The sequence below is a fragment of the Nocardia cyriacigeorgica genome (assembly GCF_029868385.1).
Taxonomy (GTDB): Bacteria; Actinomycetota; Actinomycetes; order Mycobacteriales; family Mycobacteriaceae; genus Nocardia; species Nocardia cyriacigeorgica_F.
Map to the genome: position 1 here is coordinate 25,548 of NZ_JARWNX010000033.1, position 22,783 is coordinate 48,330.

Below are 22,783 nucleotides of genomic sequence, written 5' to 3' on the forward strand. Positions count from 1 at the left end.
TCCGCGTCACCGCACCCATCGGCCCAGTAAACAGCCGCGCGCCCGGTCGGGGATGGCGCGAGCACCCGGTAGCGACGCCGCCCTGAACGACGCGATCGACCGCGGGGTGGGGCATACTCGGACACAGATTTTCGCCCGGGACTCTCCCGCCGCGCACGAAGCGAATCGGCGCGGAACCGACCACAGGAAAGAGGTTGCCGACGCCGTGTGTGGACTGCTCGGATTCCTGACGTCTGATAAAGCAGCGCCCGACACGGTGGAGCGGGTCTACGACGCCCTGCACTGCGCCCGCCACCGTGGCCCGGACGAGCGCGGCACCTGGCATGACGATCATGTGATCTTCGGTTTCAATCGCCTGTCGATCATCGATATCGAGCATTCGCATCAGCCGCTGCGCTGGGGTCCGGCCGATAATCCGCAGCGTTACGCCCTCACCTTCAACGGCGAGATCTACAACTATCTGGAGCTGCGCGAGGAGCTGGCCCGCGAACATGCCGCCGAGTTCCCCGACGGCGCGATGTTCAGCACCGAGGGCGACAGCGAGTCCATTGTCGCGGCCTTCCACTACTGGGGCCCGGACGCGGTGCGCCGCCTGCGCGGCATGTTCGCCTTCGCGATCTGGGATACCGAGACCGAGCAGCTGTTCCTGGCGCGCGATCCGTTCGGCATCAAGCCGCTGTTCCTGGCGACCGGCCCCGGCGGTACGGCATTCAGCAGTGAGAAGAAGAGCCTGCTGGAGCTGCTGCCCGCGATCGGCTCGGGTGACGAGCTGGATCCACGCGCGCTCGAGCACTACACGGTATTGCAGTACGTCCCGGAACCGGAGACCCTGCACGCCGCGATCCGCCGCCTGGAATCAGGCAGCTATGCGATGGTCCAGCCCGGCGCCGAGCCGAAGATCGTCCGGTACTTCGAGCCGCGTTTCCAGGTGAAGCCGTTCGCGGCGGGCTCGGAGCAGGCGCGGTACCGCGAGATCGCCGAGGCGCTCGAGGATTCGGTCGCCAAGCACATGCGCGCCGATGTGACCGTCGGCTCGTTCCTGTCCGGCGGGATCGACTCCACCGCGATCGCCGCGCTGGCCATGCGGCACAACCCGAATCTGATCACCTTCACCACCGGTTTCGAGCGTGAGGGCTATTCGGAGGTCGATGTGGCCGCCGAGAGCGCCGCAGCGATCGGGGCGAGGCATATCGTCAAGGTGGTCTCCCCCGCCGAATTCGCCGCGGCCATCCCCGAGATCGTCTGGTACCTGGACGATCCGGTGGCCGACCCAGCGCTGGTGCCGCTGTATTTCGTGGCCAAGGAAGCCCGTAAGCACGTCAAGGTCGTGCTGTCCGGTGAGGGTGCCGACGAGTTGTTCGGCGGGTACACCATCTATCGGGAGCCGTTGTCGCTGAAGCCGTTCGAGCGGCTGCCGCAGGGTGTGCGCAGGCTGGCGGGCAAGTTGTCGGACCGCATTCCCGAGGGCACGCGCGGCAAGAGCCTGTTGCATCGCGGTTCGCTCACACTCGAGCAGCGCTACTACGGCAATGCCCGCAGTTTCAACGACGCCCAATTGCGTTCGGTGCTGCGCGATTTCCGCCCGGAATGGACCCATCAGGACGTCACTGCGCCGATCTACGCGAAATCGCGCGGCTGGGATCCGGTGGCCCGGATGCAGCATCTCGACCTGTTCACCTGGCTGCGTGGCGACATCCTGGTCAAGGCCGACAAGATGACGATGGCGAACTCGCTCGAGCTGCGGGTGCCGTTCCTGGATTCGGAGGTGTTCGCGGTCGCCGAGCGGATCCCGTTCGAGCAGAAGATCACCAAGGACACCACCAAATACGCCCTGCGGCAGGCGTTGGAGGGCATTGTGCCCTCGCATGTGCTGCACCGCGCGAAACTGGGTTTCCCTGTCCCGCTGCGGCATTGGCTGCGCGGCACCGAACTCTACGACTGGGCGCAGCAGCAGATCGCCGAATCGCAGACCGATCATCTGCTGGACAAGGCCGCGATCACCAGAATGCTCGAGGCGCACCGGGCGGGCACCTCCGACCACAGTCGCAGGCTCTGGACGCTGCTGGTGTTCATGGTGTGGCACGGGATCTTCGTCGAAGACCGGATCAAGCCGGAGATCCAGGAGCCGACGTACCCGGTCTCGCTGTAGGAGCCGGATAGACGAATGCCCCGCTCGGTTCGAGCGGGGCATTCGCGTTGTTGGGCTCGGATCGGACGCCACCTCACCGCCGTATTCCGGGTGGGTTCGACGCTCTCGACCGCGCTTGCCGCTGGTGCCGACACAGACGGCACGGTCGAGACCGGCAGCTCGAGCGTCGCGGCGCGAGCTGCGCGGCCCCGAACGTCACGGCACGAGTAGGACCTCAGCGCAGCAACGGCTCCAGTTCGGCGGCCGCTTCCGGCCCGTAGGCCTGGGTCAGGCGCTTGAGAGCGTCATCGGCGTCGAGGGTCCATTCCTGGGTACCGACGGTTTCCAGCACAAGTACGGCGACCAACGACCCGAGCTGAGCGGCGCGTTCCAGGCTCAGACCCGCGGTGTGACCGGTGAGGAAGCCTGCCCGGAAGGCGTCGCCGACACCGGTCGGATCGACCTTGGCGTTCTCCGGGACGACACCCACGCGTACCTCGGTGCCATCGCGGTCGACCACGAGCACACCGTTCTTGCCGAGGGTGGTGACCCGGATGCCGACGCGCTTGGCCACCTCCTCCTCGGTCAACCCGGACTTCTGCTTGAGCAGACCCCACTCGTATTCATTGGTGAACAGGTAGGTGGCGCCGTCGATCAGCTGGACGGTCTGGTCGCCGTCGAGGCGGGCCAGCTGCTGGGACGGATCCGCGGCGAACGGGATGTCGAGTTCGCGGCATTCGGCGGTGTGGCGCAGCATCGCCTCCGGATCGTTGGCGCCGACCAGCACCAGATCGAGTGCGCGGGTTTCGACCAGACCGGCGATGGAGATGTCGCGGGCCTCGCTCATCGCGCCCGGATAGAACGAGGCGATCTGTGCCATGTCCTCGTCGGTGGTGCAGACGAAGCGGGCGGTGTGCGCGGATTCGGAGATCCGCACGGCCGAGCAGTCGACGCCATGGTTTTCCAGCCACTGCCGGTATTCGGCGAAATCGGCGCCGACAGCGCCGAGCAGCAGCGGGGTGCGGCCGAGCAGGCCCATGGCATAGGCGATGTTGCCGCCGACCCCACCGCGACGGATCACCAGATCGTCGACGAGGAAGCTCAGCGAGACATGGTCGAGCTGATCGGCCAGCAGTACGTCGGCGAACCGCCCGGGAAAACGCATGAGATGGTCGGTCGCAATGGACGCGGATACGGCAATGGACACGTAGCTGAACCCCTCTGGAGAAGGCGGCAAAAGGCGAAGACCTGGACCGAGGTCCGGGTCTTCACCGTATCAACTACGTGTCCGTTGAAGGAACAACTGAAATCAGTTGAACGAATCGCCGCAGGCGCAGGAGCCGGTGGCATTGGGGTTGTCGATGGTGAAACCCTGCTTCTCGATGGTGTCGACGAAGTCGATCGAGGCACCCTGCACGTACGGGGCGCTCATCCGGTCGACCGCGAGCTTGACGCCACCGAAATCGACGGTCAGATCACCGTCGAGCGAACGGTCGTCGAAGAACAGCTGGTAGCGCAGGCCCGCACAGCCACCGGGCTGCACGGCGATCCGCAGCGCCAGGTCGTCACGGCCTTCCTGGTCCAGCAGCGCCTTCGCCTTCGCGGCGGCCGCGTCGGTGAGCTTCACACCGTGGACTTCGGTTTCGTTCTGCACTGTCATGAACTCTCCTAAGGACAGCTGTGGTCATCCCGTGAACAGCGCACGGCTCGTCGGGAGTCAACACCACCGGGCGGGCTGCTATTCCCATCTTGCCACCTTCTCCGCCTGCGATGGACACGACCCGGGTGACCCCGCCCACCCGAGTCGGGCATACCGCATTTCCGGCCATGGCATATATCGAATAGCCTGGTTGCTGTGAAATTGTTCCGCCGCGGCGACTCCAGCACCACCGACGAGCCCGCCGACCGCACGACCGCGGACGGCGATCCCGAGGAGAGTTCCGCGCGGCAGGCGGCCACCGCCACCGCCGGTAAGGGCCGTCCGACGCCGAAACGCCGTGATGCCGAAGGCAGGCGTCGCGGTCCGGTCGCGCCCGCTCCGCTCACCCAGAAAGAGGCCCGCGCCCGGCGCAAGGCCAACCGTGGCACCAAGGCCGATCGCAAGACGGCCGCTTCCGAGCGCCGCGCCGCCGCGCAGGACCGGCGTGCCCGCATGCTCGCCGGTGAGGACAAGTATCTGCTGCCCCGCGATCAGGGTCCGGTGCGCGCATTCGTCCGCGATATCGTCGACGCCCGGCGCAACCTGGTCGGCCTGTTCATGCCGATGGCGCTGGTGCTGATCCTGTCGATGTTCGCCGCACCCGCCCTGCAATCGATCGTGACATTGGCCATGCTGGTCATGATGCTGTTCATGGCCATCGAGGGCGTCATGCTCGGCCGTATCGTCAACAACCGGGTCCGCGAGCGGTTCCCCGATTCCACCGACACCGGGTTCCGGCTGGGGTGGTACGCCTTCGTGCGCGCCTCGCAGATTCGCAAGATGCGGGCGCCGAAGCCGCGTGTCGGGCCCGGCGACGCGGTCTGAGGACTTACAGCGCGATCAGTCGCGACAGCTCAGCGGTGCGGTGCGCGCGAACGCATCGCTGACAGTTCGGCCCGTGCCCGTTCTGCGTCGCGATCGACCACATCCGTCGACCCCACTCGGCCGAAACCGAGCCATCCGATCGTCGCCAGGAACGCCGCCAATGCCACCAGGGTGATCAGTAATCCAGCCATGGCAGTAATTGTTCGCTCGCCGATATACCGCCGAAAGTGGCAGTACTGACATAGTTCATCAATATTCGGCCAGATAGACTGGCGACATGTTGTCGAGGGTCGCCGTGGTGCTGTCCGAGCGGCTGGCCATGTTCGAATTCGGCGTGGTCTGTGAGGTGTTCGGCCTCGACCGCACCGGTGACGGGCTGCCCGGTTTCGATTTCCGAGTGTGCGGGGTCGAGCCGGGTAAGCCACTGCCCGCCACCTCACCGGGCATCACCGTCACCCCCGAATACGGCCTCGAGGAACTCGTCGCCGCGGATCTGGTCGCGATACCCGCCTTCCCCCTGTCCGCCGGCTTCGACCCGGCCGTCGTCGATGCGGTACGCACGGCCTCCGACGCCGGGGCCATTGTGCTGACGGTCTGTTCCGGCGCGTTCCTCGCGGGCGCGGCCGGTTTGCTGGACGGCCGCACATGCACCACCCACTGGCGTTATGTCGACCAGCTTGCGGCGCAGTTTCCGCAGGCGACCGTCGACCCCGATGTGCTGTTCGTCGACGAAGGCAACCTCATCACCAGTGCGGGCACCGCCGCCGGAATCGATGCCTGTCTGCATCTGGTGCGCCGCGAGATCGGCAGCGCCGCCGCCAACGGCATCGCCCGCCGCATGGTCGTCCCGCCGCAGCGCGACGGCGGACAACGCCAGTTCATCGAACGCCCGGTCGCCGACTGCGGCTCCGACAGCTTGAGCGCGACCCTCCACTGGATGTCGGAGAACCTCGAACTCCCCCATACGGTGGAAGCCCTCGCGGCCCGCTCCCTGATGTCCACCCGTACCTTCGCCCGTCGCTTCGCCGCCGAAACCGGCACCACCCCGGTCAAATGGCTCACTACCCAGCGCGTTCTGCTCGCCGAGCATCTCCTGGAAGACACCGGCCTCGGTCTGGAACAGATCGCCGCCCGCGCGGGCTTCGGATCGGCCGCACTGCTGCGTCACCATTTCCAGCGGGTGGTCGGTATCGCGCCGACCGAATATCGACGTCGCTTCGGCGCCGCGACGCCGTGATATCGGGTACGCACCGCGCTCACCACGACAGTTGCCCGGTCTCGTCGGCCCACGACGATGGCCGTGCCGACCGGTCGGGCACGGAGGCCGTCGGTTGGTAGCGTGCACGAGTGCCGCTCACTCCACCCCCGCCCTCGGCTCGGCGCACGCTCGTGCTCGGCGGCGCGCGGTCGGGGAAGTCGGCATACGCGGAATCGCTGGTCACCGGTGGTCCGGTGCGGTACATCGCCACGGCGATTCCCGACCCCGCCGACACGGATTTCGCCGAACGTATCGCCAAGCATCGGCAACGCCGTCCCGCCGATTGGGTGGTGGTCGAGAATGCGGACACCGCAACGGTTCTCACCGATCCGTTTCCGGGCGCGACACTGATCGACGACATGGGCACCTGGTTGACCGGCCGCATCGACACCCGTGACGCCTGGGACTCCCCGCGAGGCGCCATCACCCCCGACGCCGACGCCCTCGTCGCAGCGGTGGCCGCCTATGCGCACCGCCTCGTCATCGTCACCCCGGAGGTCGGCATGGGCGTCATCCCCGCCACCCGCTCCGGCCGGCTCTTCCGTGACGAGATCGGCACCCTCAACCAGCGCCTCGCCCAGGCCTGCGATGAAGCGTTCCTGATCGTCGCGGGTCTGCCGCTGCGCCTTGGCTGAGTTTCCGCACACAAGCCCCGGCGTCGACGACCTGGCTACCCGGCGCACACCATCCACTGCCCGTGCACGGCCACACCGGGCGGTGACCGAGAGATGATCACGAACGGGCAAGATGGTGCGCAGGTGATGGCCCGACCGGAGGAGCTCGGCACAGTGACAGACGGATTCGGAGTGGTTGCGGCGCCGGACGCGGAGATTCGGGCCGCGGCGCAACTGCGGCAGACCCGGCTGACCAAACCCGGTGGCGCGCTGGGACGGCTGGAAGCCCTGGGAAACTGGGTCGCCGCCTGCCAGGGTGTGTGCCCGCCGAAGCAGTTCGAACAGGCGCGGGTGGTGGTGTTCGCCGGTGATCACGGGGTGGCCCGGCACGGGGTGTCGGCCTATCCGAGTGAGGTGACCGCGCAGATGGTCGCCAACTTCCTCGCCGGTGGGGCCGCGGTGAACGCACTGGCGCGGGTCGCGGACGCGACCGTGCGGGTGGTCGATATCGCGGTGGACGCCGATACCGATCCGGGCATCTCCCGACACAAGGTCCGCCGCGCCAGCGGTTGCATCGACCGCGAGGACGCGCTCACCGCCGATGAGGTGGCCGCCGCGCTGGCCGCGGGGCGCGCCATCGCCGACGAGGAGATCGATGCGGGCGCCGATCTGCTCATCGCGGGCGATATGGGCATCGGCAACACCACCCCGGCGACGGTGTTGATCGCCACCCTGACCAATACCGAGCCGGTGGCCGCGGTCGGCCGCGGCACCGGTGTCGACGATGCGGGCTGGATCCGCAAGGTCGCCGCCATCCGCGACGCCATGCGCCGCGCCCGACCGGTGGCCAAGGACCCCGTCGATCTGTTGCGTGTCGCCGCGGGCGCCGATATCGCCGCCATGGCAGCGTTTCTCACCCAGGCCGCCGTCCGCCGCACCCCGGTCGTCCTCGACGGACTCGTCGTCACGGCCGCCGCGCTCGTCGCCGAAGACCTCGCCGCCGGAGCCCGCGACTGGTGGCTGGCCGGCCACCGCTCCACCGAGCCCGCGCACGCGCTCGCCCTGACCAACCTGCGTCTGGAGCCGCTGATCGATCTCGAGATGCGCCTCGGCGAAGGCTCCGGCGCCCTCACCGCCCTGCCGATCCTGCGCGCCGCCGTCGCCGCCCTCACCGATATGGCCACCTTCGATGAAGCCGGGGTCAGCACCGCCGCGGACACGGCGGCTGTCGACCTGCACAAATGAAGGCGGTACGGCTCGCCTTCTCCTGGCTGACGGTGATGCCGGTGCGCGGTCCCGCCACGGTGGATCGCGAGGCCGCCGAACATGCCATCGCGTGGGCGCCGGTGGTCGGTGCCGTTCTCGGTGCGGTCGCGGGCACGGTGTTGTGGCTGCTCACGGTCGCCGGTGCGAGTTCAGCGGTGGCCGGGCTGGTCGCCGTCGGTGTGCTCGCGCTGGCGACCCGTGGTATGCATCTGGACGGGCTCGCCGATACCGCCGACGGTCTGGGCAGCTATGGGCCGCCCGAGCGGGCGCGGGAGATCATGAAGAGCGGCGCCGCCGGTCCGTTCGGTGTCGCCGCCATCGTGTTCGCCGTTGGCCTGCAAGCCTTCTCGTTCACCGCGCTTGCCGACAGCGGGCGCTGGTTCGCGGTGGTCCTGGCCGTCACGCTCGCCAGGGTCGCGGTGGTGGCGGCCTGCCGCACGGGGCTCGCGGCCGCACCCGGCACCGGATTCGGCGCCTTGGTCGCCGGCACGCAGTCACCGCTCACGATCGGTGTCTGGAGCCTGGTCGCGGTGGTCGCCGCGTACTTCGCCGTCCCCGAGCACGGGTGGCTCGGCCCGGTGGTCGTCGTCCTCACCGCGATCGTGCTCCTGATCTCGGTTCGCCACTGTCTGCGCCGATTCGGCGGACTCTCCGGCGACGTCCTCGGCGCCGTCATCGAAACCACCACCGCCCTCACCGCGCTCGGCTTCTCCCTCGGCATCTGACACCCCACCACGCGACGCCGACCGTCCCAGTCAGCTCGACCGCCCCCACCTGCGCCGATCGCGCCAACCACGATTCGGCCGCGTCATTTCGGCCGACCGACCCCACACCGTCGGCGCCCTTGGCCCTAAGGTGACGGGTATGTCAGCCGAGCGCCTGTATTTTCGTCAGCTGTTGTCCGGGCGGGATTTCGCCGTCGGTGATCCCATCGCGACACAGATGCGCAATTTCGCCTACCTGATCGGCGATCGGGAATCCGGTGAGTGTGTGGTGGTCGATCCGGCGTATGCCGCGGGTGAGCTGGCCGATATCGCCGATAACGACGGGCTGCGGCTGACCGGGGTGCTCGCCACCCACCACCACCCCGACCACGTCGGTGGCACCATGCTCGGATTCACCCTGCGCGGGGTGCGGGAGTTACTCGAAAAGACCAGCGTCGCAGTGCATGTCAACAATGCGGAACTGCCATGGGTCGCCAACGTCACCGGTATCGCGCCCAGCGAACTGACCGGCCACGACCACGGCGACAAGGTCTCGGTGGGCGCATTCGACATCGAATTGCTGCACACCCCTGGCCACACGCCGGGTAGCCAATGCTTCCTGTTCGACAATCGCCTCATCGCGGGCGACACCCTGTTCGTCGACGGCTGCGGGCGCACCGATTTTCCCGGCGGCGATTCCGAGGCCATGTTCCGCAGTCTGCGTTATCTGTCCGAATTGGACGGCAACCCCACCGTCTATCCGGGCCATTGGTACAGCCAGGACCCGAACGCTCCACTCGACGATATCCGCACCAACAATTACGTGCTACGCCCGACGTCGCTGGCCGAATGGCAGGCGCTCATGCCCGGCTGATCGATGCCGAACAGCTATCCGGCCGGTGCTCGACACAGCTCACCGGCCGGATAGCTGGGAACCGTCACAGACGGCGCATCCACTGATGGATATCGGCGAAGGTGCCGCGCTGGATTCCGGTGAGGGTGTCGCGCAGCGCCATGGTCACCTCGCCGGGCTCACCGCCGCCGATGGCGAACTCCTCCTCACCGGAGCGCACCCAGCCGACGGGTGTGATGACGGCGGCGGTGCCACAGGCGAAAACCTCGGTGATCTCACCGGATTCGGCGCCCTTACGCCATTCCTCCACCGAGATCTTGCGCTGCTCGACCTGGAAGCCGGAGTCGGCGGCCAGGGTGAGCAGCGAATCGCGGGTGATGCCCGGCAGCAGCGAACCCGACAGCTCGGGGGTCACCAGGCGGGCTTCGGAGCCGGAGCCGAAGACGAAGAACAGGTTGTTGGTGCCCATCTCCTCGACATAGCGGCGCTCGCAGGCATCCAGCCACACCACCTGATCGCAGCCCTTCTCGGTGGCCTCGGCTTGGGCGAGCAGCGAGGCCGCGTAGTTGCCCGCCACCTTCGCCTCACCGGTGCCGCCGGGGGCGGCGCGCACGTAATCGGTGGACAGCCACACCCGCACCGGCTTCACACCGCGCGGGAAGTAGGCACCGGCGGGCGAGCCGAGCAGCAGGTACTTGTAGGCCGAAGCGGGCTTCACACCGAGCCCCGACTCGGTGGAGAACATGAACGGTCGCAGATACAGCGACTCCTCGCCACCGGCCGCGGGCACCCAGCGCTCATCGACTTCGAGCAGCTGGCGGACCGATTCGATGAACAGCTCCTCCGGCAGTTCCGCCATCGCCATCCGGCGGGCGGACCTGCGGAAACGGGCGGCGTTGGCGTCGATCCGGAAACAGGCGACGCCGCCGTCGGGCTGCCGGTAGGCCTTCAAACCCTCGAAGATGGCCTGACCGTAGTGGAACACCATGGTCGCCGGATCCATCGACAGCGGACCGTAGGGCTCCACCCTCGCGTTGGACCAGCCGTCGGCCTCGGTGTAGTCGATCGAGACCATGTGGTCGGTGAAGTATCGGCCGAAGCCCGGCTGCGTCAGAATCTCCTGTACCCGCTGCTCCGGGAGGGGAGCCGGATGCGGAATACGGGTGAACTGTGCGGCAGCGGTCATGCCGCCGATCCTATCGGGCGAGGTTTCGCCGCTTTTCGGCGCGTTGGGTACCGGGCTACTTCGCCTTGACCTCGACGAACGGCGGACGCACGACCTTGCACCGCAGCCTGCGTCCGCGCACATCCACCTCGACCTCGGCGCCCGGCTCCAGCGCGGCCTCGGTATCGAGCAGCGCGAGCGCGATCCCGACCTTCAGCGACGGCGAGAAGGTGCCGGAGGTGGTCTCCCCCACGATCTCGTCGCCGAGCAGCACCTGCTGCCCCTGCCGCAGCACACCACGATCGAGCGCCTCGAGCCCGAGCAGGGTCCGCCGCGGACCGGCCGCCTTCTCCTGCTCCAGCACCGTTTTGCCCCAGAACTGTGGCTTCTTCCAGCCGACCGCCCAGCCGACCCGCGCCTGCACCGGCGTGATCTCGGTGGACAGCTCGTGACCGTGCAGCGGGTAGCCCATCTCGGTACGCAAGGTGTCGCGGGCGCCGAGACCGGCGACCTGACCGCCGGCCGCCTGCACCTCGCGCACCAGGGCACGGAACAGCGGTTCGGCGTCGGCCCAGCGTGGCAGCAGTTCGTAGCCGTGCTCACCGGTGTAGCCGGTGCGGCATACCCGCACCGGGCGCCCGTCCCATTCGGCGTCGGCATAGGCCATGTACTCCAGGTCGGTCGGCAGGCCGAGTGCGGTCAGTACCTCGGTGGAGGACGGGCCCTGCACCGCGAACACCGCGTAGTCGCGGTGTTCGTCGGTCACGGTGATGCCCTCGGGCGCCACCTTCCGCATCTCGGCGACCACCGTCGCGGTATTGGCGGCATTGGGGACGAGGAAGATCTCGTCGTCGCCGACGTAGTAGGCGATCAGATCGTCGATCACGCCGCCGTCTTCGGTGCAGCACAGCGTGTACTGCGCCTTGCCCGGACGGATTCGACCCAGGTCGTTGGTCAGCACGGTGTTGACGAACTCGGCGGCCCCGGCGCCGCGCACGGTCGCCTTACCCAGATGGCTCACATCGAACAGGCCGACGGTGGTCCGCACCGACTGATGTTCGGCCACGGTCCCCGCATACGACACCGGCATCTCCCAGCCGCCGAACGGCGCGAAACTCGCACCGAGTTCGACGTGGAGATCATGGATCGGGCCTTGCAGCAGGTCGGAGTCGCTCACCCGGCGAGCTTAACCCGCCGCGCGCAGCAGTCGGACCTGCCATATGCGGGCGTGTGCTCGGGGGCCGCACGGCCTACCTTCGGCTCAGGGCCGGAACCACATCGGCCGCAATGTCGGTCCGTTCTCCGGCAGTTCATGTGTCGTGCCCGTCGAGACGAAACCGCAGCGCGCGTACAGCCGCGACGAGCGTTCGGTACTCGCCTCGAGGAATGCCGGAACCCGATCCTCGGTGTAGACCCTCAGCCGATCGGCGAGGATCGCGGCACCGGCGCCCTGACCGCGATGCTCCGGGACGGTGACGATGACCTGGAGATACTGGTGCGGGAACTCGCGCGGATGCTGTTGCGCGAGCAGCGAGGTGACCGCGTCCAGCCGACGCATAACGCTCAGTTCCGGCACCTGTTCCCGCAAGGCCCGCGTCTGCTCCGCCTCGGCCACGAACCGGTCGATCGAGGTGACGTGCTGCCAGATCGACACCGCCCAGATCTCCTCGTCCGCCTCGGCGATCCAGATCTCGTCTTCCTTCAGACCGCGATCGATGATCATCGGAACGTGTTGGTCGATGTAGGACTCGACCGGGTGCCCTTCCAGCACCCACGCCGTCACCACCTCGTCCGAGCATCGGCCGAACGCTTCGATCACCGGATCCCGATCCGCGTCCGTCGCCCGCCGCACCGTCAGCGTGTCGCCCATCGTCTTCCTCCCAGGTGAACAGTGTCTTTCGACAGCCAACCTAAGGCGACGACAATGGCATTGCCATCATTTCGTCACACTGCTTACTGTGTCGAAATGACCGCACCGACCACCGGCGACCGCCCCGATTCGGCACCCGGACAGTCCGCCCGCAGGTCCTCCGAACGCGGGCGCGCCGATTCGGCCACCGGACGGACCGACGGCGCGAATGCGGTCCCCCGACAGACCGGCCACACGGACGCGGCCCGCGAACACACCGAGCGCGCGGACTCGGGCGCATGCGCGATCTGTCGGAGACCTCTCGACCACCCCACCCGTGGACGCCGACGCCGCTACTGCTCCCGGTCCTGCCAGGCCCGCGCCTACCGCGCCCGCCGCGACGCCCTCACACCCGCACACCGCATCGCACCCACCCGCCGCCCCGCCGGCAGCCCGCTCACCGCCGTCGGTATCGCCCGCACCGCCGTCGAACTGGCCGACCGGCTCGGCATCGACGGCCTGTCCACCCGACGGCTGGCGGGCGAACTCGGTGTCGCCACCGCCGCCCTGTACCGGCATTACCCGGACCGGGAAGCGCTACTGGCCGCCATGGCCGAACTCGCGCTCGCCGAAGTGCCGCCGCCACCACCGGAACTGACGGGCTGGCGCGAGCGGGTGGCCCACGAAGCCCGCGAGGAATGGCGCCTCTACCAGCGCCATCCGTGGGTGCTGCCGGTGCTGGCCCGGACCAGACCACCGGTCGGACCCGCCCTGTTCGACATCCTGGAGCGCATCTTCGGCGCGCTCGACCAACCCGGTATGACCCCGCGCGACATCCTGTCGACCTATCTCGCCGTCTCCGGTCTCGTCCAGGGCATGGGCTTGCTGTGGAGCGCCGAGCACGTGGAACGCGCACTCGACCCGGAGACGCATCCCGGTGATGACGTGCACGCGGAACTGGCCGAACTGCTCGACCCATCGTCACGTCCGGTGATGGACAAGCTGTTCGGCGCGTCCGGACCACCCGATATCGACTTCGACGGCGTTCTCGAGGCAGGCGTCGCACTGCTCCTCGACGGTGTGGCCGCGCGGTTCGCCCGGAACCCCTGAGGACGCCGACACCGCGGGCAGGTCCCGCAGCAGGTGACGAGGTTCGGCCGAGGTAGCGATCGACGACCGGTCCGGCGCGGCTAGCCTGAGCCCATGACCGCTGTCGCTGATCGCCCGCTGGGCCCCGAACTCCACCGCACCGAAGCCATCGGCCCCGACACCGATGTGCTCGTCATCGGACTGACCTCCTCCGAGGACGGTCCAGCGATCGTGCCCGAGGACCTGTTCAGTGATGTGCTCGACGCCGAGGTACGCGCGGAACTGCTGGACCAGCTCGGCGCCGTCGGCGCGAAAGGCAAGGCCGAAGAGCTGACCCGGATCCCGGCGCCGGCCGCGCTCGAGGGCGTCACCAGTGTGCTCGCGGTCGGCCTCGGTAGCGCCGAGAAGCTCGACGCCGAGCAGATCCGCCGCTCCGCCGGTGTCGCGGCGCGTTCGCTGTCGGGCACCGAACTGGTGTCGACCACCCTGTCCGGTCTCGACCTGGCCGCCGCGGCGGAGGGCTTCTATCTGGGCGCCTACTCCTTCACCCCGTTCCGGTCGAGCAAATCCGCGCCCAAGGCCGATGAGCGGCCGGTCGTGCGCGTCGAATTACTGGTGCCCGACCCGAGTTTCGGTATCGAGGCGCTGCTGCGCGCACAGCTGGTGGCCGAAGCCGTGGCCACCGCACGCGATTTCGTCAACACCCCGCCGAGCCACCTCTACCCCGCCGAATTCGCCGCCCGCGCCAAGGTACTGGCCGAGGCCGCCGGGCTCGAGGTCGAGGTGCTGGACGAGAACGCCCTGGAAACAGGCGGTTTCGGTGGCATCATCGGCGTCGGCAAGGGTTCCTCGCGTCCGCCGCGGCTGGTGCGGCTCACCTACGCGGGCGGTCCGAAGAAGGTCGCGCTGGTCGGTAAGGGCGTCACCTTCGACACCGGCGGTATCTCCATCAAGCCCGCGGCGAACATGGAGAACATGACCTCGGATATGGCCGGGGCCGCCGCGGTCGTCGCCACCACGCTGTTGGCCGCACGGCTGAGCCTGCCGATCACCGTCACCGCGACGGTGCCGATGGCCGAGAACATGCCATCGGCCACCGCACAGCGTCCCGGCGACGTGCTCACCCAGTACGGCGGCACCACCGTCGAGGTGATCAACACCGATGCCGAGGGCCGACTCATCCTGGCCGACGCCATCGTGCGCGCCGGTGAGGACGAACCCGACTACCTCATCGACGTCGCCACCCTGACCGGCGCGCAGATGGTCGCGCTCGGCACCCGCACCCCGGGCGTGATGGGCACCGACGATTTCCGCGATCGCGTCGCCCGCCTCTCGCGTGAGGTCGGCGAGAACGGCTGGGCGATGCCGCTGCCCGCCGAGCTGCGCTCCGATCTCAACTCCAAGGTCGCCGATCTGGCCAATGTCACCCCGCACCGCTGGGGCGGCATGCTGGCCGCCGGGCTGTACCTGAAGGAGTTCGTCCCGGAGGGCGTGCAGTGGGCGCACGTCGACATCGCGGGTCCGGCGTACAACACCGGCGGTCCGTTCGGCTACATCGGCAAGGGCGGCACCGGTGTCCCGGTGCGCACCCTCATCGCGGTGCTCGAGGACATCGCCGCGGAGTAGCAACTCACTTGTGGTGCGCCGTCCCGGACACCGAGGACGGCCCGCGGGCTCACTACCGCCCCACCTCTGCGCGATCTCGCATGCAGCCGCGCAGAGGCGGGGCGGACCGGAGAATCTCGGGCGGCCGCATGTCCATAGCACCGCGCTACAGATCGTCGAGATCGCGTTCGATCTGACGCTGCCGCTCGATCCGGCGCCGCGCGTCGTAATCGCGCATCCGCTGCGGATAACCGGTCTTGTGCACGTCGTATACGGGGATGCGCAGGTCACGGGCCAGATTCTGGGCGCCGCGCTCGCCGATCGCCCGGCGTGTCCACTCACCGTCGGCGGCCACGAGCACCACGGTCACATCGGTGAGTGTGGTCTTCGGTTCGATGAACCCCTCGACGCCGGTATGCGTGCGCACCCATTCCGCGAGATACCGGGCGTCACTGCCGTACCCGCGAGTAGCTTTTGCGGACCCGCGCGACCCACGACGGAAACGATCGAGCAAACCCACCGACGTCGACCTCCTCGTCCGCCACCGGAACCACGCTTGTCACCGGTACTTCCATAGTGCCAGTTCCCGTCTGAGGGACGCCCTCTGCCACGTCGCGAGGCCATAAGTGCAAGGATGGTTCCCGGTACAAGAACCACACGGATCCCCGGAGCCATGCATCGATCCGACCGCGCGGCGCACAATGCCTGTGTCACGCACAATGATCGGTGGCCCGGTAACTCACCACGACCCGCGGTGAGCTACCACCGGGGAACGAACTGTTGTAGACCCGTCGAGCAGTCAGAGGAGTCAACTGACATGGCCTTCTCCGTCCAGATGCCCGCTCTTGGTGAGAGCGTCACCGAGGGAACGGTGACCAGGTGGCTGAAGCAGGAAGGAGACACGGTCGAGGTCGACGAGCCGCTGCTCGAAGTCTCCACCGACAAGGTCGACACCGAGATCCCGTCTCCCACGGCGGGTGTGCTGTCGAAGATCGTCGCCCAGGAAGACGATGTGGTCGAGGTCGGTGGTGAACTCGGCGTGATCAGCGATGCGGGCGAAGCCGCCGCCCCCGCACCGGCCGAGGCCCCCGAGCCCGCCGCCGCTCCTGAGCCGGAACCCGCTCCCGCCCCGGCCCCCGCCGCACAGGCTCCCGCCCCCGCCGCCGAAGCTCCGGCGGCGCCTGCGGCCGAGGCCGCGTCCGGAACCCCGGTCAACATGCCGGAGCTGGGCGAATCGGTCACCGAGGGCACCGTCACCCGCTGGCTGAAGGCCGTCGGTGACGAGGTCGCCATCGATGAGCCGCTGCTCGAGGTGTCCACCGACAAGGTCGATACCGAGATCCCGTCTCCGGTCGCCGGCACGCTGCTGGAGATCACCGCACAGGAGGACGACACCGTCGCCGTCGGCGGCCAGCTGGGCGTCATCGGTAGCGGTTCGCCCGCCGCCGCACCGGCACCGGCTCCCGCACCGGCACCGGCCCCTGCCGCCCCTGCACCGGCACCTGCCCCTGCCGCCCCTGCTCCCGCACCGGCACCTGCCCCCGCACCCGCTCCCGCACCTGCTCCGGCTCCTGCGCCCGCTCCGGCCGCTGCCGCACCGGCTCCGGCCGCCAGCAATGGCGCCACCCCGTACGTCACTCCGCTGGTGCGCAAGCTGGCCGACGAGAACGGTGTCGACCTGACCACACTCACCGGTTCCGGTGTCGGCGGCCGCATCCGCAAGCAGGACGTTCTCGCCGCCGCCGAGGCCAAGAAGGCACCGGCACCGGCCGCCGCCCCCGCCAAGGCCGCTCCCGCTCCGAAGGCCCCCGCGGCCGCGAAGCCGGAACTGGCCCGTCTGCGTGGCACCACGCAGAAGGCGAACCGCATCCGCCAGATCACCGCGACCAAGACGCGGGAATCGTTGCAGACCACCGCGCAGCTGACCCAGGTCCACGAGGCCGACGTCACCAAGATCGCCGCGCTGCGGTCGCAGGCCAAGGCCGGTTTCAAGGAGCGTGAGGGCGTCAACCTGACGTTCCTGCCGTTCTTCGCCAAGGCCGTGGTCGAGGCGCTCGGCGTGCACCCGAACGTCAACGCCAGCTACGACGAGGGCACCAAGGAGATCAGCTACCACGCCGCGGTGCATCTCGGCATCGCCGTGGACACCGAGCAGGGCCTGCTCTCCCCGGTGATCCACAACGCCAGCGATCTGTCGCTGGCCGGGCTGGCGCGCGCCATCGCCGATATCGCCGATCGCGCCCGCAATGGTGGCCTCAAGCCGGATGAGCTGGCCGGTGGCACCTTCACCATCACCAATATCGGCAGCCAGGGCGCGCTGTTCGACACCCCGATCCTGGTTCCGCCGCAGGCGGCCATGCTCGGTACCGGTGCGATCGTCAAGCGTCCGGTCGTCGTCACCGATGAGACCGGCAACGAGTCGATCGGTGTGCGGTCCATGTGCTACCTGCCGCTGACCTACGATCACCGCCTCATCGACGGTGCCGACGCCGGTCGTTTCCTCACCACGATCCGGCATCGGCTCGAAGAGGCGGCGTTCGAGGCTGACCTCGGTCTGTAACCGGGAAGGTCACGCATGAAGGTCGTGATCGCCGGTTCGTCCGGACTGATCGGGACGGCGCTCGTCGCGGCATTGCGCCGCGACGGGCACCAGGTCGTGCGCCTGGTGCGTCGCCCGGCCGCCGCGGCGGACGAGTACGTATGGGATCCCGCGCGCGCCGATCTGGACGAGCAGGCGTTACGCGGCGCCGACGCCGTGGTCAACCTGTGTGGCGCGGGCATCGGCAACCGCCGCTGGACCGGCAGCTACAAACAGGAGCTGCGCGACAGCCGGATCACCCCGACCGATGTGCTGGCCGGTGCCATCGCCTCGGCCGGGGTTCCGGTGTTGATCAATGCCAGCGGCGTGCACATCTACGGCGGTGACACCGGCGACCGGGTGGTCGACGAATCCAGTCCGGCGGGAACGGGATTCCTGGCCACCCTGTGCCGGGACTGGGAAGCCGCCACCGAGCCCGCCAGCGCGGCGGGCACCCGCACCGTGCTGTTGCGCAGTGCCGTGGTGCTCGCCCGCAACGGCGGCATGCTCGGCATGTTGAAACCGCTGTATCAGCTCGGTCTCGGTGGGCGGCTCGGCAACGGACGCCAGTACACGCCGTGGATCTCACTGGACGACGAGATCGGCGCGATCATGTTCGCCCTCACCCATGACACCGTCGCCGGGCCGATCAACTCGGTCGGTCCGGCGCCGGTCACCAATGCCGAGTTCAATCGCGCATTCGGTCGTGCGGTGCACCGGCCCGCGCCGATGATCGTCCCGGCCTTCGCGCTGCGCGCGATCGTCGGCGAATTCGCCCAGGAGGGGATCCTGCACGGTCCGCGCGCAATCCCCACCGTCCTCGAGGGCGCGGGCTACCAGTTCCAGCACCCGACCATCGGCGCGGCGCTCGCCGCGGCGGTGGGCGGCAACCAGCGATGACGCTCGATACCCGCGCCGCCACCGTCATCCGGGATGCGACCGACGGCGATCTACTGGCGATCCTGGACATCCACAACCGCGCCATCGCCGAGACCACCGCCATCTGGGACGAGGAACTGGTGGGTCTCGACGAACGCCGGGCCTGGCTGCGCGACCGCACCGGGGCCGGGCGCCCCGTCCTGATCGCCGAGGTGGACGGTGAACTCGCCGGTTACGCCAGCTACGGCACCTGGCGCCCGAAATCCGGGTACCGGCACACCGTCGAGAACTCCGTCTACGTCGCCGACCGCTTCCATCGCCGCGGTATCGCCTCGGCGCTGCTCACCGAGCTGATCGCCCGCGCTCGCACCGCCGGTGACGTGCACGCGATGGTCGCGGCCATCGAATCCGGCAATACCGGTTCGATCGCCCTGCACGAACGGTTCGGTTTCCGCACCGTCGGTGTGCTGCCCCAGGTCGGGGTCAAGTTCGGCCGATGGCTGGACCTGACGCTCATGCAGTTGACGATCGGCATCGGCGATCCCGCCGGATGGCCCGCCACGACCGGCGACAGGCCCGCGCCGGGCCCGCAACCGCTGGCGTAACGTCATGACGGTGAACCACACGCGCTCCGTCACCCGGTCCGCTCGTTTCGACACCACACCCGTCGTCGTCGAGGATCTGGGACTCATCGACTATCACCAGGCCTGGGACCGCCAGCGCGCGATCGCCGCGCAGCGCGCCGAAGGCACCGGCTCCGATCATCTGCTGCTGCTGGAACATCCTTCGGTGTTCACCGCGGGCCGCCGCACCGAGGCCGAGGACCTGCCGATCGACGGCAGTCCGGTGGTCGAGGTCGACCGCGGCGGCAAGATCACCTGGCACGGTCCCGGTCAGCTCGTCGGCTATCCGATCATCCGGCTCGCCGAACCGGTCGATGTCGTCGACTATGTGCGTCGTCTCGAAGAAGCGCTGATCACCGTGTGCACCGGCCTCGGTGTCACCTGCGGCCGTGTCGAAGGCCGTTCCGGCGTGTGGCTGCCCGCCGACGGCCCGTTCGCCGAACGCAAGATCGCAGCCATCGGTGTGCGCGTACAGCGCGGTGTCGCCCTGCACGGTATCTCGCTCAACTGCAATTCCGGGATGGACGGTTTCGCCGCGATCGTCCCGTGCGGCATCCGCGACGCCGGTGTCACCACCCTGTCCCGTGAACTCGGCCGCGACGTCACCGTGGCCGAGGTCCGACCGCTCGTCGCCGAGGCGATTGTTGCCGCCTTGAACGGGGAAATTCCCGTTTCGGCGCACGCTATCGAACATCTCACACCCGGGGATACAGCAGGCGCGTCCACCGATCCGACCAGCGTAAGGTCGAACTCGTGACCACAGCTCAAGCACCGGAAGGCCGAAAGCTGCTGCGCATCGAGGTGCGCAATGCGGAGACCCCGATCGAGCGCAAACCCAAATGGATCCGCACCCGCGCCACCATGGGTCCCGAATATTCCGAACTCAAGGGCCTGGTGAAACGCGAAGGCCTGCACACCGTCTGCGAAGAAGCGGGCTGCCCCAATATCTTCGAATGTTGGGAAGACCGCGAAGCCACCTTCCTCATCGGTGGTGAACAGTGCACCCGCCGCTGCGATTTCTGCCAGATCGACACCGGCAAGCCCGCCGCCCTCGATCGTGACGAGCCGCGCCGCGTCGCCGAAAGCGTTCAGGCCATGGGCCTGCGCTACTCCACCATCACCGGCGTCGCCCGCGACGATCTGGACGACGGCGGCGCCTGGCTCTACGCCGAAACCGTCCGCGCCATCAAGGCGTTGAACCCCACCACCGGCGTCGAACTGCTGATCCCGGATTTCAATGCCAAGCCCGACCAGCTGGCCGAGGTCTTCTCCGCCCGCCCCGAAGTGCTGGCGCACAACCTGGAAACGGTGCCCCGCGTCTTCAAACGCATCCGCCCGGCGTTCCGCTACGACCGCTCGCTCGCGGTCATCACCGCCGCCCGCGACGCAGGCCTGGTCACCAAGTCCAACCTCATCCTCGGCATGGGCGAAACCCCCGAGGAAGTCACCCAGGCCATGCGCGATCTGCACGAGGCGGGCTGCGACATCCTCACCATCACCCAGTACCTGCGCCCCTCCCCCCGCCACCACCCGGTCGATCGCTGGGTGAAGCCGGAGGAGTTCGTGGAGCATTCGAAGGTCGCCGAAGAGATCGGCTTCGCCGGTGTGATGGCAGGTCCGCTGGTGCGCTCCTCCTACCGCGCCGGACGGCTGTACGCGCAGGCGATGGCGCATCACGGACGGGAAATCGCGCCCGCCATGGCCCATCTCGCCGACGAGGGCACGGCCTCACAGGAGGCCAGTTCGGTGCTGGCGCGGTTCGGGAGCTGAGGGTGCGTCGCGGCTGACCGGCAGCACGACGTCCCACGCGAACAGACCGAGGTCTCCGCGCAAAACGTCACCGACCGTAGTCGCCGGACTTCGCATCACTACCGATTGCGCTGAGCCAGGTGGGCCACTCGGATCGCGAACTCCGGTGCGGCGCGAACCCGAATCGGGCCGAGGCCGTGCACTCCACCGCCCACCGCGAAACCGCCTTCGGCGCGCGGGCTGTGTGGTGGGATAGCCCGTATGAAGGCACTCGCAGCGGGTATGGCGATCGTTTCGGCGGCGATGTTCACATCGCTCGCGACCGGTACCGCACAGGCGGCGGTGGTATGTCCCGGCGCCGGGCAGCCGACGCCGGTGGCGGCCACCGTCAGCGGTGCGTTGGAAGGCCTGACCGTCGACGACCGTGGCCGCGCCTTCACCACCGACGCGGCCACGGGGCGGGTCTATCGCATCGACGCCCCCGGCGCACCGGCTGTCCCGATCGCCACCGTGCCCGGCGGCGGGGCCGGTGGATTGTCGTGGACCCCGCGCGGCACCCTGCTGGTCGGCTACGGCGCCGACACCCGCGCCGTGATCGGTGATTCACTACGGCACGCGGGCATCATCGAAATGGACCCGAACACCGGCGCGTGGACGCCTTATGCGGCGGGTCTGAGCGCGGTCAACGGCATGACCACGGCTGCGGACGGCACCGTCTACGCGACCAACGATTTCGGTTCCCTCATCGGCCGGGTGAACCCCGACCGTACCGTCCACGCCGACTGGGCGTCGTTCCCCAGCGCCAACGGCGCCGTCCTCGGCCGCGACGGCCAGTACCTCTACCTGGCCCGCACTTTCGTCAATCCGGGCATCAGCCGCCTCCCCCTCGCCGACCCCACCGCCCCGCAATCCCTGCTCGACCTCACCGGTGCCGAAGCACTCTCCGCCCCCGACGGCCTCACCCTCGACTCCGCCGACCGCCCGATAGTCCCCCTGAACACCGCAGGCCAGGTCATCCGCGTCGACGCCCCCAACCAGTACTGCATCCTCAGCAGCGGCAACCCACTGACCAGCGTGGTCACCTACGGCCGAGGCGCACAGGGCTTCTCGGCGGGCCGCCTGTTCGCGGCGACCTTCACCGGCGTCATCTACGAGGTACCCGGCGGTTTCGATCCGAACGCTCGCACGGCAGCGCCGTAGTCGCCCGGCGTCGGAGCCGAGACCCGTGGTGGGTCCGCTATGGCGATGTGACGGCGCCTGACGTGGCTGGTCATGCGCGACATCCACCACCGATGGACGCCTGCTGCCATGGCGTCGCCGACCTGCGGGGCCGACCTTCGGGAGGTCGGGTTACGGTGGTCGCGCTCATGCAGATCTGAGGAGATACACCGTGTCGCGTTCGGCGGACCGCTTCGACCCCGCGGGGCCGAGACATCCGCACTGGATCACCATCCGATCCTCCCGCACGGTCCTCGTCGTGGTCCACACCATGACCGCCTGGAATCGCCTCGCCGACATCCTGACGGTCTTCGATTCCGACCGCCGCGTCCAACTGGTCTTCACCTTCCCCGACGTCTCCAACGTCACCGGCGACGTGGAACGCCAACTCGCCGACGACGGCGCCCTCGTCATCCCATGGACCGCCGCACTCACCGGCACTTTCGACGCCGCCATCGCCGTCCACCACAGCGGCGAATTACACCGCATATCAGCACCTCTCGCCGTCTTGTCACACGGTATCGGGTTCTCTAAGATCGTCCATCCTCACCACGAGCGACGAGCGACGAGCGACGAGCGACGAGCGACGAGCGACGAGCGACGAGCGACGAGCGACGAGCGACGAGCGACGAGCGACGAGCGACGAGCGACGAGCGACGAGCGACGAGCGACGAGCGACGA

General features: G+C 68.5%; 23 protein-coding genes. 16 read left to right on the forward strand and 7 right to left on the reverse strand.

Annotation, left to right across the window (positions count from 1 at the left end; translation table 11 throughout):
• The first annotated feature begins 205 nt into the window (after positions 1-205).
• The gene (gene asnB / locus QH168_RS07460; protein ID WP_280233765.1) at positions 206-2,149 is read left to right on the forward strand and encodes an asparagine synthase (glutamine-hydrolyzing); all 1,944 of its coding nucleotides are present in this window, start codon (positions 206-208) and stop codon (positions 2,147-2,149) included.
• 214 nt (positions 2,150-2,363) lie between these two features.
• On the opposite strand, the gene QH168_RS07465 is transcribed toward asnB, so the two are convergent.
• A complete protein-coding gene (locus QH168_RS07465) occupies positions 2,364-3,335 on the reverse strand; it encodes a carbohydrate kinase family protein (RefSeq protein ID WP_280233766.1) in 972 nt (323 codons plus the stop codon).
• 102 nt (positions 3,336-3,437) lie between these two features.
• Positions 3,438-3,788: a HesB/IscA family protein gene (locus QH168_RS07470; protein ID WP_280233767.1), complete on the reverse strand. Its 351-nt coding sequence runs from the start codon at positions 3,786-3,788 to the stop codon at positions 3,438-3,440.
• A gap of 195 nt (positions 3,789-3,983) precedes the next feature.
• On the opposite strand from QH168_RS07470, the gene QH168_RS07475 reads away from it, so the two are divergent.
• Entirely contained in the window at positions 3,984-4,652 is a 669-nt protein-coding gene (locus tag QH168_RS07475; RefSeq protein WP_280233768.1) for a DUF3043 domain-containing protein, read from the forward strand.
• 29 nt (positions 4,653-4,681) lie between these two features.
• On the opposite strand, the gene QH168_RS07480 is transcribed toward QH168_RS07475, so the two are convergent.
• Positions 4,682-4,843 carry a hypothetical protein gene (locus tag QH168_RS07480; protein WP_280233769.1) on the reverse strand — a complete coding sequence of 54 codons (162 nt, stop codon included), beginning with the start codon at positions 4,841-4,843 and terminating at the stop codon, positions 4,682-4,684.
• A gap of 86 nt (positions 4,844-4,929) precedes the next feature.
• Between QH168_RS07480 and QH168_RS07485 the strand changes: the two genes are divergently transcribed.
• From QH168_RS07485 to QH168_RS07505, 5 genes are all read left to right on the forward strand, one after another.
• Positions 4,930-5,889 carry a helix-turn-helix domain-containing protein gene (locus tag QH168_RS07485; protein WP_280233770.1) on the forward strand — a complete coding sequence of 320 codons (960 nt, stop codon included), beginning with the start codon at positions 4,930-4,932 and terminating at the stop codon, positions 5,887-5,889.
• A gap of 110 nt (positions 5,890-5,999) precedes the next feature.
• Positions 6,000-6,545: a bifunctional adenosylcobinamide kinase/adenosylcobinamide-phosphate guanylyltransferase gene (locus QH168_RS07490; protein WP_280233771.1), complete on the forward strand. Its 546-nt coding sequence runs from the start codon at positions 6,000-6,002 to the stop codon at positions 6,543-6,545.
• Positions 6,546-6,671: 126 nt separating this feature from the next.
• Positions 6,672-7,769, forward strand: a complete 1,098-nt coding sequence (gene cobT / locus QH168_RS07495; RefSeq protein ID WP_280233794.1) for a nicotinate-nucleotide--dimethylbenzimidazole phosphoribosyltransferase — start codon at positions 6,672-6,674, stop codon at positions 7,767-7,769.
• Positions 7,766-8,515 (forward strand): adenosylcobinamide-GDP ribazoletransferase, encoded by a 750-nt coding sequence (locus QH168_RS07500; protein ID WP_280233772.1) that lies wholly within the window; start codon positions 7,766-7,768, stop codon positions 8,513-8,515. The genes cobT and QH168_RS07500 overlap by 4 nt, the downstream gene beginning before the upstream one ends.
• A gap of 139 nt (positions 8,516-8,654) precedes the next feature.
• Positions 8,655-9,368, forward strand: coding sequence for an MBL fold metallo-hydrolase (locus QH168_RS07505; protein ID WP_280233773.1), 714 nt, complete (start codon positions 8,655-8,657; stop codon positions 9,366-9,368).
• A gap of 64 nt (positions 9,369-9,432) precedes the next feature.
• Here the strand turns inward: QH168_RS07505 and QH168_RS07510 are convergent, their stop codons facing one another.
• From QH168_RS07510 to QH168_RS07520, 3 genes are all read right to left on the reverse strand, one after another.
• Positions 9,433-10,533, reverse strand: coding sequence for a branched-chain amino acid aminotransferase (locus tag QH168_RS07510; RefSeq protein ID WP_280233774.1), 1,101 nt, complete (start codon positions 10,531-10,533; stop codon positions 9,433-9,435).
• A gap of 55 nt (positions 10,534-10,588) precedes the next feature.
• A complete protein-coding gene (gene gcvT / locus QH168_RS07515; protein WP_280233775.1) occupies positions 10,589-11,689 on the reverse strand; it encodes a glycine cleavage system aminomethyltransferase GcvT in 1,101 nt (366 codons plus the stop codon).
• Positions 11,690-11,773: 84 nt separating this feature from the next.
• Positions 11,774-12,382, reverse strand: coding sequence for a GNAT family N-acetyltransferase (locus QH168_RS07520; protein ID WP_280233776.1), 609 nt, complete (start codon positions 12,380-12,382; stop codon positions 11,774-11,776).
• Positions 12,383-12,478: 96 nt separating this feature from the next.
• Between QH168_RS07520 and QH168_RS07525 the strand changes: the two genes are divergently transcribed.
• Together QH168_RS07525 and QH168_RS07530 are read left to right on the forward strand one after the other, a co-directional pair.
• Positions 12,479-13,471 carry a TetR/AcrR family transcriptional regulator gene (locus tag QH168_RS07525; RefSeq protein ID WP_280233777.1) on the forward strand — a complete coding sequence of 331 codons (993 nt, stop codon included), beginning with the start codon at positions 12,479-12,481 and terminating at the stop codon, positions 13,469-13,471.
• 93 nt (positions 13,472-13,564) lie between these two features.
• Positions 13,565-15,076, forward strand: coding sequence for a leucyl aminopeptidase (locus tag QH168_RS07530; protein WP_280233778.1), 1,512 nt, complete (start codon positions 13,565-13,567; stop codon positions 15,074-15,076).
• 145 nt (positions 15,077-15,221) lie between these two features.
• Here the strand turns inward: QH168_RS07530 and QH168_RS07535 are convergent, their stop codons facing one another.
• Positions 15,222-15,575, reverse strand: a complete 354-nt coding sequence (locus QH168_RS07535) for an oxidoreductase (protein ID WP_280233779.1) — start codon at positions 15,573-15,575, stop codon at positions 15,222-15,224.
• 297 nt (positions 15,576-15,872) lie between these two features.
• Between QH168_RS07535 and sucB the strand changes: the two genes are divergently transcribed.
• The 7 genes from sucB to QH168_RS07570 form a co-directional block, all read left to right on the forward strand.
• Positions 15,873-17,615, forward strand: coding sequence for a 2-oxoglutarate dehydrogenase, E2 component, dihydrolipoamide succinyltransferase (sucB, locus tag QH168_RS07540; protein ID WP_280233780.1), 1,743 nt, complete (start codon positions 15,873-15,875; stop codon positions 17,613-17,615).
• Between the two features lie 15 nt (positions 17,616-17,630).
• Positions 17,631-18,533: a TIGR01777 family oxidoreductase gene (locus tag QH168_RS07545; RefSeq protein WP_280233781.1), complete on the forward strand. Its 903-nt coding sequence runs from the start codon at positions 17,631-17,633 to the stop codon at positions 18,531-18,533.
• Positions 18,530-19,117, forward strand: a complete 588-nt coding sequence (locus QH168_RS07550; protein WP_280233782.1) for a GNAT family N-acetyltransferase — start codon at positions 18,530-18,532, stop codon at positions 19,115-19,117. Before QH168_RS07545 ends, QH168_RS07550 begins: the two co-directional genes overlap by 4 nt.
• A 4-nt stretch (positions 19,118-19,121) precedes the next feature.
• The gene (lipB, locus tag QH168_RS07555) at positions 19,122-19,892 is read left to right on the forward strand and encodes a lipoyl(octanoyl) transferase LipB (protein ID WP_280233784.1); all 771 of its coding nucleotides are present in this window, start codon (positions 19,122-19,124) and stop codon (positions 19,890-19,892) included.
• Entirely contained in the window at positions 19,889-20,905 is a 1,017-nt protein-coding gene (gene lipA / locus QH168_RS07560) for a lipoyl synthase (RefSeq protein ID WP_280233785.1), read from the forward strand. Before lipB ends, lipA begins: the two co-directional genes overlap by 4 nt.
• 240 nt (positions 20,906-21,145) lie before the next feature.
• Positions 21,146-22,084 (forward strand): SMP-30/gluconolactonase/LRE family protein, encoded by a 939-nt coding sequence (locus QH168_RS07565; protein WP_280233786.1) that lies wholly within the window; start codon positions 21,146-21,148, stop codon positions 22,082-22,084.
• A gap of 277 nt (positions 22,085-22,361) precedes the next feature.
• A partial coding sequence (locus QH168_RS07570; protein ID WP_280233788.1) for a hypothetical protein occupies positions 22,362-22,783 on the forward strand: 422 nt, incomplete at its 3' end.

Excerpts from the sequence above, each read along its gene's own strand:
- QH168_RS07545 (WP_280233781.1), top strand. The coding sequence starts at position 17,631 with ATGAAGGTCGTGATCGCCGGTTCGTCCGGACTGATCGGGACGGCGCTC.
- QH168_RS07470 (WP_280233767.1), bottom strand. The coding sequence starts at position 3,788 with ATGACAGTGCAGAACGAAACCGAAGTCCACGGTGTGAAGCTCACCGAC.
- QH168_RS07525 (WP_280233777.1), top strand. The coding sequence starts at position 12,479 with ATGACCGCACCGACCACCGGCGACCGCCCCGATTCGGCACCCGGACAG.
- QH168_RS07485 (WP_280233770.1), top strand. The coding sequence starts at position 4,930 with ATGTTGTCGAGGGTCGCCGTGGTGCTGTCCGAGCGGCTGGCCATGTTC.
- QH168_RS07520 (WP_280233776.1), bottom strand. The coding sequence starts at position 12,382 with ATGGGCGACACGCTGACGGTGCGGCGGGCGACGGACGCGGATCGGGAT.
- QH168_RS07510 (WP_280233774.1), bottom strand. The coding sequence starts at position 10,533 with ATGACCGCTGCCGCACAGTTCACCCGTATTCCGCATCCGGCTCCCCTC.
- cobT (WP_280233794.1), top strand. The coding sequence starts at position 6,672 with ATGGCCCGACCGGAGGAGCTCGGCACAGTGACAGACGGATTCGGAGTG.
- QH168_RS07480 (WP_280233769.1), bottom strand. The coding sequence starts at position 4,843 with ATGGCTGGATTACTGATCACCCTGGTGGCATTGGCGGCGTTCCTGGCG.
- QH168_RS07550 (WP_280233782.1), top strand. The coding sequence starts at position 18,530 with ATGACGCTCGATACCCGCGCCGCCACCGTCATCCGGGATGCGACCGAC.
- QH168_RS07500 (WP_280233772.1), top strand. The coding sequence starts at position 7,766 with ATGAAGGCGGTACGGCTCGCCTTCTCCTGGCTGACGGTGATGCCGGTG.
- lipB (WP_280233784.1), top strand. The coding sequence starts at position 19,122 with ATGACGGTGAACCACACGCGCTCCGTCACCCGGTCCGCTCGTTTCGAC.
- QH168_RS07565 (WP_280233786.1), top strand. The coding sequence starts at position 21,146 with ATGAAGGCACTCGCAGCGGGTATGGCGATCGTTTCGGCGGCGATGTTC.
- QH168_RS07530 (WP_280233778.1), top strand. The coding sequence starts at position 13,565 with ATGACCGCTGTCGCTGATCGCCCGCTGGGCCCCGAACTCCACCGCACC.
- sucB (WP_280233780.1), top strand. The coding sequence starts at position 15,873 with ATGGCCTTCTCCGTCCAGATGCCCGCTCTTGGTGAGAGCGTCACCGAG.
- QH168_RS07505 (WP_280233773.1), top strand. The coding sequence starts at position 8,655 with ATGTCAGCCGAGCGCCTGTATTTTCGTCAGCTGTTGTCCGGGCGGGAT.